Annotated in this window: 16 protein-coding genes, 1 tRNA gene, 2 pseudogenes and 1 other annotated feature; of the genes and pseudogenes, 8 read left to right on the forward strand and 11 right to left on the reverse strand. The window is 57.6% G+C overall.

From position 1 onward, the window contains the following. Positions 1–140: 140 nt before the first annotated feature. From P775_RS02770 to P775_RS02780, 4 genes and pseudogenes are all read right to left on the reverse strand, one after another. Positions 141–661 (reverse strand): annotated as a pseudogene (locus P775_RS02770) (IS5 family transposase); the annotation flags it as partial. Between the two features lie 84 nt (positions 662–745). Then, on the reverse strand, positions 746–3211 hold the full coding sequence (locus P775_RS02775) for a tetratricopeptide repeat protein (RefSeq protein ID WP_143520785.1): 2466 nt from the start codon (positions 3209–3211) through the stop codon (positions 746–748). Between the two features lie 121 nt (positions 3212–3332). Then, positions 3333–3901: pseudogene (locus P775_RS28745) on the reverse strand (transposase); the annotation flags it as partial. After that, positions 3478–3596: a sequence feature (AL1L pseudoknot), on the reverse strand. It overlaps the preceding pseudogene by 119 nt. Before the next feature lie 348 nt (positions 3902–4249). After that, positions 4250–4335: transfer RNA gene (locus P775_RS02780), tRNA-Leu, on the reverse strand. 159 nt (positions 4336–4494) lie between these two features. On the opposite strand from P775_RS02780, the gene P775_RS02785 reads away from it, so the two are divergent. Continuing rightward, complete coding sequence (locus P775_RS02785) at positions 4495–5481, forward strand: complex I NDUFA9 subunit family protein (protein ID WP_099909533.1); 987 nt, start codon at positions 4495–4497, stop codon at positions 5479–5481. Between the two features lie 40 nt (positions 5482–5521). Here P775_RS02785 and P775_RS02790 read toward each other — a convergent pair whose 3' ends face one another. Next, positions 5522–6247 (reverse strand): M48 family metallopeptidase, encoded by a 726-nt coding sequence (locus P775_RS02790; RefSeq protein WP_099909534.1) that lies wholly within the window; start codon positions 6245–6247, stop codon positions 5522–5524. 116 nt (positions 6248–6363) lie between these two features. Between P775_RS02790 and P775_RS02795 the strand changes: the two genes are divergently transcribed. Together P775_RS02795 and P775_RS02800 are read left to right on the forward strand one after the other, a co-directional pair. Beyond that, positions 6364–6735 (forward strand): thiol-disulfide oxidoreductase DCC family protein, encoded by a 372-nt coding sequence (locus P775_RS02795; protein ID WP_281256056.1) that lies wholly within the window; start codon positions 6364–6366, stop codon positions 6733–6735. Positions 6736–6744: 9 nt separating this feature from the next. Then, complete coding sequence (locus P775_RS02800; protein ID WP_099909536.1) at positions 6745–6975, forward strand: hypothetical protein; 231 nt, start codon at positions 6745–6747, stop codon at positions 6973–6975. An 11-nt stretch (positions 6976–6986) separates the two neighbouring features. Here P775_RS02800 and P775_RS02805 read toward each other — a convergent pair whose 3' ends face one another. Beyond that, positions 6987–7241, reverse strand: coding sequence for a DUF167 domain-containing protein (locus P775_RS02805; RefSeq protein WP_099909537.1), 255 nt, complete (start codon positions 7239–7241; stop codon positions 6987–6989). 108 nt (positions 7242–7349) lie between these two features. On the opposite strand from P775_RS02805, the gene P775_RS02810 reads away from it, so the two are divergent. Next, on the forward strand, positions 7350–7928 hold the full coding sequence (locus P775_RS02810) for a nitroreductase family protein (RefSeq protein WP_099909538.1): 579 nt from the start codon (positions 7350–7352) through the stop codon (positions 7926–7928). Next, complete coding sequence (locus P775_RS02815; RefSeq protein WP_099909539.1) at positions 7925–8626, forward strand: EI24 domain-containing protein; 702 nt, start codon at positions 7925–7927, stop codon at positions 8624–8626. Before P775_RS02810 ends, P775_RS02815 begins: the two co-directional genes overlap by 4 nt. On the opposite strand, the gene P775_RS02820 is transcribed toward P775_RS02815, so the two are convergent. Further along, positions 8580–8876, reverse strand: coding sequence for a DUF1467 family protein (locus tag P775_RS02820; RefSeq protein ID WP_099909540.1), 297 nt, complete (start codon positions 8874–8876; stop codon positions 8580–8582). The two genes, P775_RS02815 and P775_RS02820, sit on opposite strands and share 47 nt — an antisense overlap. A 43-nt stretch (positions 8877–8919) precedes the next feature. Beyond that, on the reverse strand, positions 8920–9324 hold the full coding sequence (gene mce / locus P775_RS02825) for a methylmalonyl-CoA epimerase (RefSeq protein ID WP_099909541.1): 405 nt from the start codon (positions 9322–9324) through the stop codon (positions 8920–8922). Positions 9325–9460: 136 nt separating this feature from the next. Here mce and P775_RS02830 point away from each other — a divergent pair, with 136 nt between their 5' ends. Then, positions 9461–10177, forward strand: coding sequence for a response regulator (locus tag P775_RS02830; protein ID WP_099909542.1), 717 nt, complete (start codon positions 9461–9463; stop codon positions 10175–10177). Positions 10178–10243: 66 nt separating this feature from the next. Here P775_RS02830 and aspS read toward each other — a convergent pair whose 3' ends face one another. Then, positions 10244–12019, reverse strand: coding sequence for an aspartate--tRNA ligase (aspS, locus tag P775_RS02835; RefSeq protein WP_099909543.1), 1776 nt, complete (start codon positions 12017–12019; stop codon positions 10244–10246). A 311-nt stretch (positions 12020–12330) separates the two neighbouring features. Here aspS and carB point away from each other — a divergent pair, with 311 nt between their 5' ends. Next, on the forward strand, positions 12331–15663 hold the full coding sequence (gene carB, locus P775_RS02840) for a carbamoyl-phosphate synthase large subunit (RefSeq protein ID WP_099909544.1): 3333 nt from the start codon (positions 12331–12333) through the stop codon (positions 15661–15663). A gap of 68 nt (positions 15664–15731) precedes the next feature. Here carB and P775_RS02845 read toward each other — a convergent pair whose 3' ends face one another. After that, positions 15732–16760, reverse strand: coding sequence for a sodium:calcium antiporter (locus P775_RS02845; protein ID WP_099909545.1), 1029 nt, complete (start codon positions 16758–16760; stop codon positions 15732–15734). Between the two features lie 87 nt (positions 16761–16847). After that, positions 16848–17675 carry a 2,3,4,5-tetrahydropyridine-2,6-dicarboxylate N-succinyltransferase gene (gene dapD, locus P775_RS02850; protein WP_099909611.1) on the reverse strand — a complete coding sequence of 276 codons (828 nt, stop codon included), beginning with the start codon at positions 17673–17675 and terminating at the stop codon, positions 16848–16850. A gap of 181 nt (positions 17676–17856) precedes the next feature. Here dapD and P775_RS02855 point away from each other — a divergent pair, with 181 nt between their 5' ends. After that, positions 17857–18699: an LOG family protein gene (locus P775_RS02855; protein WP_099909546.1), complete on the forward strand. Its 843-nt coding sequence runs from the start codon at positions 17857–17859 to the stop codon at positions 18697–18699. The last annotated feature ends 48 nt before the right edge of the window (positions 18700–18747 follow it).

An 18747-nucleotide genomic window follows, 5' to 3' on the forward strand; every position in this document is an offset into this window, starting at 1 on the left:
CCATGGCCGAAGAACTCGCGGCCATCAAATCAACCGTCGCACTTCAAACTTGAATCCAAGGGCTGTCCAGACGCGCAGCCGCGCCGGTATAATCATTGACCCGCTGCCCTCTCGGTGACGCCTGCATCACCGAGAGGGGGTCCTGCCGACATGAAGAAGCGGATAGGTCTGCCCTTCGCATCGGTGAGGGCGTGCAGCTTTGTGTTCCGTTCTCGGGCGAAACTGTCCACTGGACAGTTTCTTTCTCCCTCGAACCCTTTCGTTCGACCGATCTGGCGACCGCGCCCCCCCTTTTTTGCACGCAGGCTGCAAGCCGTGCGATGCGCCTTCAGATAAGTCGCGTCCATTGCCCGGCAGTTGATTGCGCAGCACTCAATGAGAGGGGGATCATGATTGTCTTGGGATCAGTGCTCTCGGCGGCCAGCCCGACCATGATCCGGGCGAAAACCCCGTTATCGCTCCAGCGCTTCCAGCGGTTGTAGAGGGTCTTCGCTGGCCCATATTCCCTCGGTGCGTCGCACCACCGCAAACCATTGCGATTGATGAAGATAATGCCGCTCAGAACACGCAGAGCATCCACGCGTGGGCGGCCATGGCTCTTGGGAAAGAAGGGGCGAAGGCGCGCCATCTGCGCTTCGGTCAGCCAGAACAAGTTGCTCATCGATCAGGTCTCCTTTGCGGATCCTTAATCACGCCGAGAGGGTCAAATCAATGGGTCTGGAGCCTAGGTTCAGTAACCCTGCTCCTACTGCGGTGGCGAACTTCGAACCCAAATATCTTCCGCCCGTTTGCCGCTAAAATGCAGATGATATGCTTGAAGTAAACCATTCTCGAAATTTCGCGTGTACCTTTTGGTGTCAAAGAGAGGCTCTACGGATAAGTTTTTTTTGAGTTTATTTTTGATCTCGCTGAGCTTTTCCCGATCCAATGCAAGATCAAGTATGAGCGCTTCATATTCAGATTCTGTCTCCGTGATAAGCTCAGATAAACCGACTGCGTTCAATAGACTTGCAGTACTTCGAGCGCAAAATTGACGGCCAGATTTTGTGACAATCGGTAATCCCGCCCATAGCGCATCGCTCCCTGTTGTGATTGCATTGAAGTTGAACGTGTCCAAGAATAGGTCCGCATGTCGGTAACGAGCAAGATACTCGGCATGTGGGATTTTTTCCGCAAAAATGAGGCGTTCAGGATCAACGTTGCGCACAACGGCTTCACGCCGTAAATTTTTTTCGACCCATTTGTTGGAAGAAAATAACCACAACACACTATCGGGAACATTCGTGAGTATGCGCATCCAGATATTGAACTCGCGTGGACTGATCTTGTAGCTGTTATTGAAACAGCAAAAGACAAAAGCATCTTCGGGAAGCCCGAAATCAGAAGGGGTGGTTTTGCATCTGGAGATCTCGCGACAGTCATCATATGGAACCCAGCTGTCAGGCATATAAATGATATTCTCTGAGTAAAATTTTCGCTCAGACTGCGGAAGGGATATTGGATCGGCGACCATATAGTCCATAAAGGTGGCGCCGGTCGTACTAGGATAGCCAAGGTAGTTTATTTGGATGGGTGCCAGACGAAACTGGAACAAATCTGATCGCGTATTTTGTGTATAACCATTCAGGTCAATCGCGATATCTAATTCATATCCGCGCGCCATTTCAACAATGTCACTATTCTCTTTCTGCGTGATCTCAACGAAGTGATCTACGTTCCTCTCTACCAACTTTCGCATCTCACTTTCGTTGGGGCCGCCATAGCTGAACGCAATGACTTCAAACTGGTCTCGACTATAGTTGCGAAGCAACCCGGAGATCAGGAAAAGGACCGGATGATCATGGAAATCAGCGCTAAAATATCCGATGCGCAAACGCCTTGGAAGCGAATCCAGTCTTGCAGCTATTGGAATTGATGACTGCGTGTAGTTCTCTGCCACCCATGCTTTAGCACGCGCGAGTTGTCGGCCCGGATCATCTTCTTTAGATAACATTGTGAAGCCTGTAACCGCATTTGTTGTGATTCCCAAACGCTCACAGACCGATCCAAGCTGATCATATGCTTGCCAGTCACCGATTTGATGTTTCTGATGCAGCAAATTGGCTTCGGCAACCGCATGGTCAGGTCTGATCTGGAGAGTTCTCTTAAAAGCATTGATCGCCTCAGTAAACTGGCCTTGCTCCTGTAAAACGCTGCCAAGGTTGCAATGCGCTTCTGCATAATCAGGACTCGTTCTTGTTGCAAATTCAAGCGCCAATTGCGCTGCGTGAAGTTCGCGCTTTGCCTGTAACGCCGCACCCATATTGTTATAGACTTCTGCATATTTAGGTTTTAGCAGAATTGCGCTTTCATATGCAGAAATTGCAGAATCCAATTTGTGCTGCGTTTGAAACGCGTTTCCCAAATTAAAATACGCTTCTGCGTAATCTGGTCTGATTTCGATCGCGCGCTTAAAGGCTGTGATCGCCGCGTCTGTCTTGTTCTGAAGTCTCAATGTGGTGCCTAAGTTGTTATGTGCTGCCACATAATCAGGCTGAATTGCAATGGCCTGCTTATATGCAGCAACTGCAGCGTCGAGCTCTCCGTTACATCTTAGCGCAGCCCCCATATTAAAAAAAGCCTCGAAAAAATTTGGCTCAATGGCAAGCGCGTTCTTATACGCTGTTGTAGCTTCTTCAAATCTTTTCAATTCCTGAAAAGCGTTGCCCATATTGTAATGCGCTTCGATGAAATTTGGCTTGATCTTAAGCGCACAAATATACTCAGATAATGAACAATTTGGTTTACCAAGTTCTTGAAGTGTGAGGCCAAGGCTGTTATGAACTTCCGCAGAATTCGGATTTAACACTTCTGCATTTCTAAACGAGCGCTCCGCGCTCGGAAAATTTCCAAGCTGCCTGTTCACAGCACCAAATATATTCCATAAAAAAAATGACCTTGGGAATTCACTCAGCAGAACTCGCGCGCATTCACAGACTGTTTCTAGTTGCCCTTCATTGTGTAGCGACAGAAGGGCCTTTAGCTGCTTCAAAGGCGGATCTTCTCGAACCCTTGCGTCAGATGCATGTTTGTTCATTGCGGCTAGCGACTGCTGTGCACGCTTGTTTTTAGGAAATTCTCTTAACAAATCCTTATACAATGTCCGAGCCTGACCTATTTCTCCTTTCCGTTCATGAAATTTTGCACGCAGAAGAACCTTTTCTACTTTCAACTTTGGTGCCCTCTCTTCTATTTTTCGACAGTCCGCATCACAAAATTTGTGGCATGAGCTTTAACCTTGGTGTGTTAACAAGCTGTGGCTGTTTACGGACTCCATAGACCTGATATTTTTAGTTCCAGATCCGTTTGATTTACGGTCAGGCAGCTCCGTATCCCGGTGATGCCTTACCGAGGATTTACAAGGGTCCGCACGGCATGCAAGTTGGTGATAGAATGCCCGGCCTCATCGATAATGCGTATCGACTGCCGTGCAACCGACGGCGCGATCGGTGGCATTCTGCAGATCGACTCGACGCCGTAAACACTACGCTCATCTTTACTGGAGCCGATCATCGCTTCAGTGGGCGGTCGAGCTTAGTCCCGGTGCCCGGAAAGCGATGTTTACATCGCCGAGATCGCGGGCAAAACAAGCTGACGCCTTGCACAGGAGTTCATTTGCGTTGCGCAACGCGAGAACCTCACGTTCCAGCGCCTTGATCCCGTTCCGCTCCCCAGAGATTACACCGTTGCGCCTGCCACTGTGCTTCTTGGCCTGGTTGACCCATTCACCCAGTGTTTGGGGAATGCAGCCAATCTTGGGTGCACTCGCCGCGACCGCGCGCCTGCCGTCCGTGCGAGACTTGATGCTCGAACACCATATCCGGACCGCACGCGCAAATACCTATGGTGAGTAACCATTTGCCTTTTGTCATAACCATCATCCTTACTTAACTTGATGGTCTCCGACAGACACGGGGCGATTCACTTCCGAAAGCTCCGCTTCGATCCTGCGATGTACAGTTTGGTAGCGCTGGGCGGCTAACTGAGCTACATCTGTCTTGAGTGTTACAGATAACTCGCGCTTTCCTATGATGCCGATCAAGTCTCACGGCACTCTTCGACGGTGCTTGTATTTACCGGACTATGTTGATGTCGTAAGGTAATCCATGTCGAGCATCAGTCGCATATCAACTCTTCTTTGCCAAGCTGCAGAGATTGTGCGGAGCAAACATACTTGCATCACTCAAGCCATCGGCATGTTTGAATGAAGTGGTGCCCAGGAGAGGACTCGAACCTCCACGGCCTTGCGGCCACTGGCACCTGAAGCCAGCGCGTCTACCATTCCGCCACCTGGGCAGGTGTCGTGGGTGGGATTTACTTGTGGCGCATGGGAGTGTCAACGGGGATCAGACGGAAAAAATAAGGACCGATACTAAAAATTCGCGGCAACGCAGCATCTTGCCTGACGGGCATGGGGCAGTTAAGCAGAGGGATAAGCATGCATGGAGAAGACCGATGTCCAAACGTGTCACCATTTACGGCGGATCCGGTTTCGTCGGACGCTACATAGCCCGCCGTATGGCCAAAGAAGGCTGGCGCGTACGGGTGGCAGTCAGGCGCCCGAACGAGGCGATTTTTGTTCGCCCTTACGGTGTTGTTGGTCAAGTGGAGCCGGTGTTGTGTAACATCCGCGACGATGCCTCTGTCGCGCAGGTGATGAACGGCTCCGATGCTGTGGTCAATTGCGTTGGAATACTCGCGGAGAATGGCAAAAACAGCTTTGATGCGGTTCAGGCCCAAGGAGCTGCTCGTGTTGCCAGACTCGCCGCAGAGGCGGGCGTTGGCCAGCTGGTGCAAATTTCTGCGATTGGGGCTGACCCTGCTTCAAACAGCGATTACGCAAGGACCAAGGGGCTTGGGGAAGCTGCCGTTCTGGAGCATTTTCCCAATGCGGTCATCCTGCGGCCGTCCATTGTTTTTGGATCTGAGGATGCGTTTTTCAACCGATTCGCGTCCATGTCCCAACTGGGTCCGATATTGCCCGTCGTTGGGGCCGATACACGGTTTCAGCCGGTTTATGTTGATGATGTTGCCAAGGCCGCCGTAATGGCGGTCAAGGGCGAGGCCGCGCCCGGTGTCTATGAACTGGGTGGCCCGGAGGTCGAGACGTTTCGCGACCTGATGGCGCATATGCTGGACGTGATCCAACGCCGCAAATTGGTGTTGAACATACCGTTCCCCTTGGCGGCGTTGATGGGGGCGGGGTTTGACCTGCTTGAGACTGCTACTTTGGGTCTTGTATCCAACACAATGATTACCCGCGATCAGGTGCGTAATCTGCGCCGGGACAATGTGGTGTCGGACGGGGCAAAGGGATTTGCGGATCTTGGCATTTCTCCCACCGCGCTTGAATCCGTGCTACCGGAATACCTTTGGCCTTATCGCCCTTCAGGCCAGTATGCCGCGATCAAGAATTCGGCCAAGAATATGCGCACCCACTAAGCCAATATATTTGCCGCGCCTTTTAAGGGCGCGGTCATTATTAAATACCTGACGATAGAGCAGCTGCCGTTCTGCGGACAATTTCTATACGCTGGCCATTTGGAGGATGTGTCCCGAGGAACTTGTTACCAGGATCGGGGATCCGCGTGAAAAAAGCGGCGCCATGCACCGCGTCGTACCCAGCGCGCATTGTTATTATCGTGCCCAGCCGATCTGCCTCCAGCTCGAAATCCTTGGAGTAAGAGCGCGCGCCGACGGTGGCGCCAAACTCTTCGGCTGAACGGACGTTTTCAGCATTGGCGCCGCTCATCGCCGCAAGTCCTGAAAAGATCACAGCGCCCACAGCGGCATTCTGTTGAGATCGGGCCAGATGGCCAAGGATGTGATGCGCCGATTCATGCCCCATGACAAAGGCAAGCTCGTCCGCATTTTCGACCGAGGCGATCAAGGCAAGGTTGACGCCAAGGATGGGCCGACCGCTCTGCGATAAGGTCTGAAAGGCGTTCGGCGGTTGATCCGGGCGATCATCTACAACGATCAGGAAGTCGCAATTTGCCCTTGGCGCAAAACGGCGGCATTCGCTTTCGGCCACCGGTTCGATCGTCTGGACCACTTGCACAAAGGTGCGCGCGGCGCCATCTGCACGTCCGCGCAGATCTGCCTGTGCGGGACTTTCGCTACGCGGCGTCTGGGGCAAGGGCTGCTCTGTTGGAAAGACATCGCAGGCGGTGAGGGAGAAAAGAGAAAAAAGGATCAACCAGCGCATTACGGCTCCAAGTGTTGCCAGACCAGCGTAGCGGTGCCGGGTTCGCGGGGCCAGTCACTTTTTGCTCACTTGGCTCAGGCTCGTGCAGGGCTATATGAATTGATATGAACAGTGAAATGATCGTCATCTACAATGATTCCTGTCCTATATGCGCCCGCGAGGTGGCGGGATACAAACGCATGACATGCAATCAGCCTGACATCACCTATGCCGGACTTTCCGAAGCCGACACAGAGCGCTTTGGACTAAGCCGGGCGCAGGCCGCGCGGCGGTTCCACGTGTTGCAGGATGGCCAGATGTACGATGGCGTTGCGGCCTTTGCTCGAGTCTGGGACTGCATTCCCCATTTGCGTTGGCTGGCTCGTTTGGTGCGGTTGCCTGGAATCGCCCAAGCCTCGTCCCTAGTGTATGATCAAATCCTCGCCCCCTTGCTTTTTGCGATGCACCGACGTCGGGAAAGGCTGGGCAAGGCCGTGTCTCGGGGTTAATCTGTACCTATGTTTAGCATCGAGCACGATTTTGACGCCACAGTTGTTACCCTTGTGGATGAGGGGGACGCGCCCTTGCAAGAGGACGTGATAGTCAATTCCTTTGAAGAATGCATCACGGTAGAGCAATATGACGCTCGTACCGACAGCGTGCAAAAAGTCACCCTGTCCATTTCCCAGATGCATGATCTTGCAGCGGCGCTTTCGCTGCCCGAAGGGGTGTATACCCGCAAGACCTGAGATGCGCTCGCTCAGTCGATCCGGAACACCTTTTCCCGAGATGTTGCTCCCTTCACCAACGTAAGCCGCGTTTTGGCAAGCCCCAGCGCCTTAGCCAGAATCTTCTGAACGGCAGCGTTTGCCTCACCACCCGCTGGAACAGCCGTTACATAGACGCGCAGGCTGTCATCCTCTTCAATCACGCGATTTGAAGAGGCTTTGGGCGTAACCCGCACGGTCAGTGTGGTGCCGGGGGTCGCGAGGTGGGTCAGTTCGCCTTTGATCATGTCGCTGGCTAGCACGCGGTGCCGGGCAGTCGCATCCTGGAATCGCTATTTTCAGTTGAACCTAATGCTGTTCGCCATGACATACAGAGCAAAGCCAAGGAGACCGCCATGCTTACCCCGAATCCCGCTGCTCTTGAATTTCTTCTTACCCGGCGGTCGCGCCCGGCCAAGACGTTGACACTGCCTGCCCCAGACCGCGCTGCGCTTATGCCGATCCTGACCGCTGCCGCCCGCACTCCGGATCATGGCAAGCTGGAACCTTGGCGGCTGATCGTTCTGGAGCGTGCGGCGCTGGACCGCCTTGCTGCTCTTGCGGTAAGCCAAGGCGCTGCCCTTGGCTTGGACCCCGAACAAATCGAAAAGGGCCAGAAGCAGTTCGCTGATTCGCCTCTCTGCATTGCGGTGATCGAGGTGCAGCGCGATGCACCCAAGATCCCCAAGATCGAACAAACCTACTCGGCCGGCGCGGTCTGTCTGGCGCTGCTGAATGCGGCGCTGGCAGCAGGCTGGGGGGCGAACTGGCTGTCGGGCTGGGTCGGGCACGAACGCGCGTTTGTCACGGCGGCCTTGGGCCTTGCGGAAAACGAACGCGTCGCGGGCTACATGCACATCGGCACCGAAACCTCGGTACCGCCAGATCGCCCGCGCCCGGATCTGGGGACCATCGTTCAATGGGTCGATGCATGATGCTGTCCGCCTTTGCCAAGGCACTCAGCCAGATCGGCGACCGCAGGTTCGGTCGTGTGCTGATGCTGGGTGTCGCGTTGACTTTGGCGCTGCTGGTAGGTGCCTATGCGGCTGTGCTGGGACTGATCCACTGGATGGTAGGCGAGGACGTGACCTTACCCTTGCTCGGACATGTGACTTGGCTCAATGATCTGCTGAGCTGGGGATCGCTGTTCTTTATGCTGTTCCTGTCGGTCTTTCTGATGGTGCCTGTCGCATCCGCCATCACGTCGATGTTTCTGGATGATGTGGCCGGAGCGGTGGAAGAACGTCACTATCCAAACTTGCCACCGGCCGCACGAATACCTTTTGCCGAGGCGGCGATGGACACCGTCAACTTTCTTGGCGTGCTGATCGGGGCAAACCTTCTGGCGCTGGTGCTGTATGTCCTTTTCGCCCCGGCCGCGCTGTTCATTTTCTGGGGCCTGAACGGATTCCTGCTGGGACGGGAGTATTTCACGCTGGCAGCCATGCGTCGTGTTGGTCGCGAAGGCGCGAAACAGATGCGCCGCAAGCACATGCTGACCATCTGGGGCGCCGGTGTGCTGATAGCGATTCCACTATCAGTGCCGCTGATGAATCTGTTCATCCCGATCTTGGGCGCGGCAACCTTTACCCATTTGTTCCATCAATTGTGGAAGCGGGCCCCATCCGGTTGAACATGTCGATGTCGCGGATGGTGACCGTGCCCGAAAGGATGATTCCGGCAATGATTACCCACAGAACTGTCGTGATCCCGGTGGTGATCCATGCCTTTTTCTTTAGGTTATGGATTTCGGGCGATCCGGCATGTGTGCCCGGTACGACAGCGCCTAGATCGCCCTGCGTTTTCAGCCGAATCGGAATGACCATAAGGTAGATGAGGAACCAAAGGACTGCGAACAGAACGATGGCAGAGGTGATCGACATGAGAGAGAAACCTTTCAGCGTTTAGATAGAATTTAGCGCGGTCTCAGACCTGTTCCAGTTCCACAAGGCAGCCATTGAAATCTTTTGGATGCAGGAACAGCACCGGCTTGCCATGAGCGCCTATCCTGGGCTCTCCGCTGCCCAGAACCCGGGCACCAGTGGCCAGCAGATGGTCACGCGCAGAGATGATATCGTCGACCTCATAGCAGATATGATGAATGCCACCCGATGGATTTTTTTCAAGGAAGCCATTGATCGGGCTGTCTTCCCCAAGCGGGTAAAGCAGTTCGATCTTGGTGTTTGGCAGTTCGATGAAGACCACGGTGACGCCATGGTCGGGTTCGTCCTGAGGTGCGCCGACCGATGCGCCGAGGGCGTTGCGATATTGCTCTGCCGCAGCGGTCAGATCCGGGACTGCGATGGCGACGTGGTTCAGGCGACCGATCATGAACGAAACTCCCTTGGGGCGACGGTTCCTCCGCTTATGGACTGCGGGGCCGTCAGGCCGCAAGATCCCGGGTCTTCTTAACAGACTGTTAGTTATGCTGGGCGATGTTTGGGGGAGCATTTTTTAGGAGGCTGCCATGGATGAGTTGGAGCATTTTGACCGGGTTTGCGCGCCGACGGCGGCACGACCGCTGCTGGGGCTGACCCTTCTGGTGGTCGAGGACAGCCGCTATGCCTGCGATGCTATTCGGCTGATGTGCTTGCGAAGTGGGGCGCGCATTCGCCGGGCCGATTGCTTGCAGTCCGCGCGCCGACATCTGCAGGTCTATCGGCCCTCGGTGATCATCGTAGACATGGGGTTGCCGGACGGGTCAGGGGCTGAGCTGATCGCTGAACTGGTTATTGCGACGCCCAGAGTCGCGGTGATCCTTGCCACCAGCGGCGACAGCTTTTCGGAATCGGTGGCCATCGCGGCGGGGGCGGATGATTTTCTGGAAAAGCCTGTCTCTAGCATTGCCTTTTTCCAGAATGTAATCCTGTCCCATCTGCCGCAAGAACGGCGGCCGCGTGGCGCGCGTGAGGTGCAGACCGAAATGGTCCATCCCGACCCCATCGCCTATCGCGATGATATGGCCCATGCGGCGGACATTCTGGGGGGTGATGTGGATGGCGCGTCGCTGGACTATGTGGCGCGGTTCCTGTCCGGCGTGGCCCAGATCGCCGGCGATGCACCGCTGAGCGTGGCGGCGCAGGATCTGGTGCGTTCGCAGGGGCAGGGGCGCAACGTCGGCGCAACTCTCGCGCGGGTGTCGGGGCTGGTGCAGGATCGGCTGGCGGACCGCATGGCGATCTGACGGATATGAAAAAGGCGGGACCGTGTGAACGGCCCCGCCTTTTGCGGTTCGATTTATATGTGACGATCAGTCCTGCGGGATCGACCGCAGGCGCAGCTCCATCAGCTGATCCGAAGTCGGCTCGCTGGGCGCACCCATCATGACATCCTCGGCGCGCTGGTTCATCGGGAACATGATGACCTCGCGGATATTCGCCTCGTCTGCCAGCAGCATCACGATCCGGTCGATGCCGGCCGCGCAGCCACCGTGGGGCGGGGCGCCAAAGCGGAATGCGTTGACCATGCCGCCAAAGCGCTTGCGCACCTCTTCTTCGCCATAGCCGGCAATCTCGAAGGCCTTGAACATGATCTCGGGGCGGTGGTTCCGGATCGCGCCGCTGACCAGCTCATAGCCGTTGCAGGCCAGGTCATACTGGAACCCGAGCACATCCAGCGGATCGCCTTGCAGCGCCTCCATCCCGCCCTGCGGCATGGAAAACGGGTTGTGTTCAAAGTCGATCTTGCCGGTTTCAGCGTCCTTTTCGTAGATCGGGAAATCCACGATCCAGGCAAAGGCAAACCGGTCCTTGTCTGTCAGGTTCAGTTCTTCGCCAATCACGGTCCGGGCGCGTCCCGCGACGGATTCGAACTGCTTGGGCTTGCCCCCCAGGAAGAACGCCGCATCTCCGACCTCCAGACCCAGTTGCTGACGGATCGCTTCGGTCCGCTCGGGGCCGATGTTCTTGGCCAGCGGGCCTGCGGCTTCAAGACCCTGACCCTGATCGCGCCAGAAGATATAGCCCATCCCGGGCAGACCTTCCTTTTGCGCAAAGGCGTTCATGCGGTCGCAGAATTTGCGCGACCCGCCGCCGGGTGCCGGGATGGCGCGGATCTGCGTTCCGTCCTGCTCCAGCAGCTTGGCGAAGATCGCAAAGCCCGAGCCTGCGAAATGGTCGGACACGACCTGCATTTTGATCGGGTTGCGCAGGTCGGGCTTGTCGGTGCCGTACCACAGCGCGGAATCCTTGTAGGAAATCTGCTCCCAGGTCTGGTCAACCTTGCGACCACCGCCGAATTCCTCGAACACACCGCCCAGAACCGGCTGGATCGTGTCGAACACGTCCTGCTGTGTGACGAAGGACATCTCAAGGTCGAGCTGGTAGAAATCGGTGGGCGACCGGTCGGCGCGCGGGTCTTCGTCGCGGAAACAGGGCGCGATCTGGAAATACTTGTCAAAGCCCGACACCATGATCAGCTGCTTGAACTGCTGCGGGGCCTGAGGCAGTGCGTAAAATTTTCCCGGGTGCAGACGCGACGGCACGAGGAAGTCGCGCGCGCCCTCGGGGCTGCTCGCCGTGATGATCGGCGTCTGATATTCGCGGAAGCCCTGATCCCACATCCGACGGCGCATCGAGGCGACAACATCGGACCGCAGCATCATGTTCTTTTGCATCACGTCGCGACGCAGGTCGAGGTAGCGATAGCGCAGGCGCGTTTCCTCGGGATATTCCTGATCGCCGAACACGATCAGCGGCAGCTCATCGGCAGCACCCAGAACCTCGATATCATCGACAAAGACTTCGATTTCGCCGGTGGGCAGCTTGGGATTGACCAGAGTGTCGGCACGCGCCTTCACCACGCCGTCGATGCGGATGCACCATTCGCTGCGGACCTTTTCCACCTGTGCAAAGACCGGGCTGTCGGGGTCACACAACACCTGCGTGATGCCGTAATGGTCGCGCAGGTCGATGAAGAGGATACCGCCGTGGTCGCGGATGCGGTGGACCCAGCCCGACAGGCGGACTTTGGTGCCCACGTCGGCTTTGGTCAGATCGGCGCAGGAATGGCTGCGATAGGCGTGCATGTTGGGCCCCTTGGACTGCGGCTGAGTTAGGGGCCGATACACCCCTGAAAGGCCCGGAAGTCAAGGGAAGCGGGCGTTGTTTAGCGTTTCGGGCAGAAAATGGGGCTGTTTTCGCGGGGTGCCCGGGGGATTGTTTCTCAGGTGCCGCAAGTGGTTGTGCGATCCGCCTGCTGCACGCGTGATCCGTCGCCCCGATATCGCTGGCCTAATGGGGTTGCACCCGCACCCGCGATCTCTATAACCCACGACAATTTGCACCCTGCGCCTTGTTTTGCGGGGTGTTCCCCCCTGCCGTTCAGACGAGGTCCGCCATGCCCAAACGTACCGATATCAAATCCATCATGATCATCGGAGCTGGCCCAATCGTCATCGGGCAGGCTTGCGAATTCGATTATTCCGGCGCTCAGGCCTGCAAGGCTCTGCGCGAGGAAGGTTACCGCGTTATCTTGGTCAACTCGAACCCCGCGACGATCATGACTGACCCGGGTCTTGCCGATGCCACCTATATCGAGCCGATCACCCCCGAAGTTGTCGCCAAGATCATCGAAAAGGAACGCCCCGACGCGCTGCTGCCGACCATGGGCGGTCAGACGGGTCTGAACACCTCGCTCAAGCTCGAAGAGATGGGCGTTCTGGCCAAATACGGCGTTGAGATGATCGGCGCCAAGCGTGAGGCCATCGAAATGGCCGAAGACCGCAAGCTGTTCCGCGAAGCGATGGACCGGATCGGCCTTGAGAACCCCAAGGCGACGATTGTCACTGCGCCGACGCTGCCGAATGGCAAGGCGGACCTCAAAGAAGGCGTGCGGCTTGCGCTGGAAACGCTGGATTATGTCGGCCTGCCCGCGATCATCCGGCCAGCTTATACGCTGGGCGGCACCGGTGGCGGCGTGGCGTATAACCGCGAAGATTATGAATATTACTGCCGTACGGGCATGGACGCCTCGCCTGTAAACCAGATCCTTGTCGATGAATCGCTGCTCGGCTGGAAAGAGTTCGAGATGGAGGTCGTCCGCGACAAGGCCGACAATGCGATCATCGTCTGTGCCATCGAAAACGTCGATCCGATGGGCGTGCACACCGGCGATTCCATCACTGTCGCCCCGGCGCTGACCCTGACGGACAAGGAATACCAGATCATGCGCAACGGCTCGATTGCCGTGCTGCGCGAAATCGGCGTCGAAACTGGCGGATCAAACGTCCAGTGGGCTGTGAACCCTGCGGACGGCCGCATGGTCGTGATCGAAATGAACCCGCGGGTGTCGCGCTCTTCCGCTCTGGCCTCCAAGGCGACCGGCTTCCCGATTGCCAAGATCGCGGCCAAGCTGGCGGTCGGCTACACGCTGGACGAGCTGGACAATGACATCACCAAGGTGACGCCGGCCTCGTTCGAGCCGACCATCGACTATGTCGTGACCAAGATCCCGCGCTTTGCCTTTGAAAAATTTCCCGGCTCCGAACCGCACCTCACCACCGCGATGAAATCGGTGGGCGAGGCGATGGCCATTGGCCGGACCTTCCACGAGTCGTTCCAGAAGGCGCTCGCGTCGATGGAAACCGGCCTCACCGGCTTTGACGACATCGAAATCCCCGGAGCACCTGAGAAATCGGCCATCGTCAAGGCGCTGTCGAAACAGACGCCGGACCGGATTCGCGTGATCGCGCAGGCCATGCGCCTTGGTCTCTCGGATGATGACATCCACGGCGTCACCATGTTTGACCCCTGGTTCCTGGCCCGTATCCGCGAGATCATCGAAGTCGAGGCCGAGGTTATCGCCAACGGCTTGCCGCAGGATGCCGAAGGCCTGCGCATGCTCAAGATCATGGGTTTCACCGATGCCCGCCTCGCCACGCTCACCGGGTTCAGCGAAAAGGACATCCGCAGCAAACGCATCAACTTGGGCGTGACAGCTGTGTTCAAACGCATCGACACCTGCGCGGCGGAATTCGAGGCGCAGACGCCTTACATGTATTCCACCTACGAGATGCCTATGATGGGCGAGGTCGAATGCGAGGCGCGCCCCTCGGACCGCAAGAAGGTCGTCATCCTTGGCGGCGGTCCGAACCGGATCGGGCAGGGGATCGAATTCGACTATTGCTGCTGCCACGCCTGTTACGCCCTGACCGATGTTGGTTATGAAACCATCATGATCAACTGCAACCCAGAGACGGTGTCGACCGACTATGACACCTCGGACCGGCTGTACTTTGAGCCGCTGACCTTCGAACATGTGATGGAGATCCTGCGGGTTGAGCAGGACAATGGCACCTTGCATGGCGTGATCGTCCAGTTCGGCGGCCAGACACCGCTGAAACTCGCCGATATGCTCGAAGCAGAAGGCATCCCGATCCTCGGAACCTCGCCCGACATGATCGACCTGGCCGAAGACCGTGAACGGTTCCAGGCGCTGGTAAACCAGCTGGGCCTGAAGCAGCCGCGCAACGGCATCGCCTCCACCGATGCACAGGCCATGGCGATTGCCGACAGCATCGGCTACCCGCTGGTGATCCGCCCGTCCTATGTGCTTGGCGGCCGTGCGATGGAAATCGTGCGCGACACCGCGCATCTCGAACGCTACATCAAAGAGGCGGTTGTGGTTTCGGGCGACAGCCCCGTTCTGCTCGACAGCTATCTTTCGGGCGCCGTAGAGCTGGATGTTGACGCACTGTGTGATGGCAAGGATGTCCATGTGGCCGGCATCATGCAGCATATCGAAGAGGCTGGCGTGCACTCGGGCGACTCAGCCTGCTCGCTGCCGCCTTATTCGCTCGCCCCCGGGATCGTCGAGGAAATCGTCGTCCAGACCAAGGCGCTTGCCCTTGGCCTCAACGTGGTCGGGCTGATGAACGTGCAATTTGCGGTAAAAGACGGTGATATTTACCTGATTGAGGTCAACCCCCGCGCCTCGCGTACCGTGCCCTTTGTTGCCAAGGCGACGGATTCGGCCATCGCCTCAATCGCCGCGCGCATCATGGCGGGCGAACCGCTGTCGAACTTCCCGCTCCGCCCGGCCTATCCGGCGGATACGGATTACGACTCGGTCCTGCCGCTAGCCGATCCGATGACCTTGGCCGATCCGAATATGCCCTGGTTTTCGGTCAAAGAGGCAGTGCTGCCCTTCGCCCGCTTCCCCGGTGTCGATACGATCCTCGGCCCGGAAATGCGCTCGACCGGCGAAGTCATGGGATGGGACCGGTCGTTCCCGCGTGCCTTCCTCAAGGCGCAGATCGGGGCCGGCACGATCCTGCCCGAGGGCGGCACGGTCTTCCTGTCGATCCGCGACGACGACAAGACGCCGATGATGGCAGAATGTGCGCAGGTCCTCTCAGACCTCGGCTTCCGCATCGTGGCCACAGGTGGCACTGCAAAATTCCTCAAGGCGCAGGGTATTGCCTGTGACGTGGTGAAAAAGGTCTATGAGGGGCGCCCCAACGTCGTCGACCTGATGAAGGACAGCGGCATTGATCTGGTGCTTAATACCACCGAAGGTGCTGCGGCGGTCGAGGATTCCCGCGAAATGCGATCGGTCGCGCTCTATGACAAGATCCCCTACTTCACGACCGCGGCTGGCGCGCATGCAGCCGCCTTGGCCATGAAGTCCCGGACCGAAGGCGAGCTGGTTGTAAAATCTCTGCAGGGCTAAGCTAAGCCGTATAAAAAAACCGTCGGGCATGCTTTGCCCGGCGTGTGTTTCCGGGTTGCGAGCGACAGTCAGATCGCAAGCTCGACCCCCAAGGCGGTTGTATAGATCGCCATCATCAGCACGCTTTCCAGTCCGATCCGCCCCGGTCCCGCCTTCTGGCGCACGATAAGACCGGCCAGCAGGACCGCTGTCATCATCAGGCCCGTGCTGAGCCAATAAAGATCATGCAGCGATACCGCGTGATAAAGCGACCCATCCCGATAGGCCACATCCGACATTACCAAGAACAGAGTGTCAAAGGTGTTGCCACCGATGATGCCGCCAACCGCCAGTTGCAGCGCGCCGCGACGTACCGCTACCAGTGTTGTGACGAATTCGGGCAAGGAGGTCACAACAGCCGTGATCAGCGCGCCGACAAGACTGGAGGACAGGGAAAAGCGCGTGATGAAGGTGCTGCCAACCTGACTGATCGCCCATCCACCTAAAGCCATCACCGCGACCAAAGCGGCAAAGCGCAGGGCTGGACCCAATGCAGATTTCTGACTTTCACTGTCGTCTGCGGGTGTATCTTCGCGCGTTTCGTCCGTGCGGACCGGGCGCCACATGGGCGCCTCGCTAACCGTCTGGGACATACGCACCCCCGCAAGATAGGCCAGAAATAGCACGACCGATGCCGGGTGCACACCGAGATAGGCCAAGTCCGGCCCCGCCATGGCGGCGATGGGAATAGAGAGCAGCACGATCAGCAGAACCGCCTGAAACAGGTTCGCAGGCTCGGCCGCCGCATGTTCTAGGTTGGCGCGTTTGTGCAGCAGGTCCGCCAAGGCAAGAAACAAGGTCTGGGCCGCAATACCGCCTACGGCATTGGAAAAGGCAAAGCTCGCATCGCCTGAAACCGCTGCGTTGACCGAGACAACTACACCCGCGAGCGATGTGGCACCGCCGAGGATCAGGCCGCCAACCAGAGCCTCGCCCATGCGTGTTCGGTCGGCTATGACATCCGCCAGTTCGGTTGCCTTGATCGAGGCGATGACGACGACAAGCCCGGCGAGGCCAAAGACAGTCAGAAGAAGGGGTAGGGAGAGGTCTGAAATCATATGGGGCGGTATCCTTTCCCAGCCCCAACGACATGGGGCCGCGCAAAGTTTCCCGCGCAACCCCGTTTTTGATTCCCTGTGGTGGGATCAGTCGCGCAGCAACTCGTTGATGCCGGTCTTGGAACGGGTCTGAGCATCCACGCGCTTGACGATCACCGCGCAGTAGAGGTTCACGTTGTTCTTGGACGGCATGGAGCCGGAAACCACAACTGAATAGGGCGGCACTTCGCCATACATGACCTCACCGGTTTCGCGGTCGATGATCTTGGTCGACTTGCCGATGTAGACACCCATGCCCAGGACCGACCCTTCGCGGATGATGCAACCCTCGACAACCTCAGACCGCGCCCCGATAAAACAGTTGTCCTCGATGATGGTCGGACCGGCCTGCATCGGTTCCAGTACGCCGCCGATGCCAACGCCACCGGACAAGTGGACGTTCTTGCCGATCTGCGCGCAGGATCCGACTGTGGCCCAGGTGTCGACCATTGTGCCGCTGTCCACATAGGCGCCGAGGTTGACAAAGGACGGCATCAGCACGACGCCGGGCGCGATATAGGCCGATTTGCGCACGATGCAGTTCGGCACGGCGCGAAAGCCGGCAGCGCGCCACTGGTTTTCACCCCAGCCTGCGAATTTGCTGTCGACCTTGTCCCACCATCCGCCGCCCTGCGGGCCGCCGGATTGCTGTTCCATATCCTTGATGCGAAAACCCAGAAGAACGGCCTTTTTTGCCCACTGGTTCACGTGCCAGTCGCCGCTGTCCTGCTTTTCCGCCACGCGCAGCGTGCCGCCATCCAGCGCGGCAAGAGTTTCCTCGATCGCTTCGCGGGTGGCACCTATGGTTGCAGGCGTGATCGTATCGCGGACCTCCCAAGCGGCTTCGATGGCGGTTTCTAGATCGGCGTTGGACATCTTTCTCTCCTTCGAATGGGCATGTTTGTCTTGCGTATACCTGTCGGCGCCTTTCGCGGCAATCCAGCCAAAGGGTTGGGGCAACGGTGATTCCTGTGATCCAGCCCCGTGGTATGCCCCTCTTGTCTGGCGGTTAACGGACAGACGCTATACGCATGGAAAAAAGACGAAAGGCCAAGACATGACAGATGATCGCCGCAGCCCCATGCGGGGCGCAGACACCGACCGCGCTGCAGCCCGGCATGTGCCGGATACGCCCCAGACACGTGCACCGACCTATCGTTTGGCCTTTGCCGACGAAGAGTTTCTTGGCAAGGACGAATTGCGCCCGGTGCGGCTGCAACTAGAACTGCTTAAACCCGAGATGGCACTGGACGCACATGGCATCGATTCAACCGTCGTGCTGTTTGGCGGTGCACGGATTCCTGCACCGGCTGATCGCGGGACGGCGCGCACGCAGGTTTTGGCCGACCTGTCGCATTTCTACGATGTTGCACAAGAGTTCGCGCGCCGGATGACTCGCAAGTCTCTGGCGGGTGGCGGGCGCGATTTTGTCGTTGTCACCGGTGGCGGGCCGGGTGTGATGGAGGCCGGTAACCGAGGTGCGCAGGACGAGGGCGGCGTGTCTATCGGCCTGAACATTGTTCTGCCGCATGAGCAAGCGCCCAACGCCTATGTCACCCCGGATCTGTGTTTCAATTTCCACTATTTCGCGATCCGCAAGATGCACTTCCTGATGCGCGCTTCGGCTATCTGCGTCTTTCCGGGTGGGTTCGGCACGCTGGATGAGATGTTCGAGGCGCTGACTCTGATCCAGACCGGGCGGATGCGGCGGGTGCCTTTCTTGCTGTTCGGGCGTGCATTCTGGGAAAAGATCATCAATTGGGATGCGCTGGCCGAGGCAGGAACGATTTCGGACGAGGATCTGCAATTGTTCCGGTTCGTGGAGACCGCCGAAGAGGCGGAAAAGGCGATTGATGGCTGGCAGGAAATGGGCAGACGACAGGATATTCCCGGACGCTGAGAGGTTTGAGCTTTTTGCAAGGATGTGCTCCGAGCCTAGCGGTTTTGG

Source organism: Puniceibacterium antarcticum (genome assembly GCF_002760615.1).
GTDB lineage: Bacteria > Pseudomonadota > Alphaproteobacteria > Rhodobacterales > Rhodobacteraceae > Puniceibacterium > Puniceibacterium antarcticum.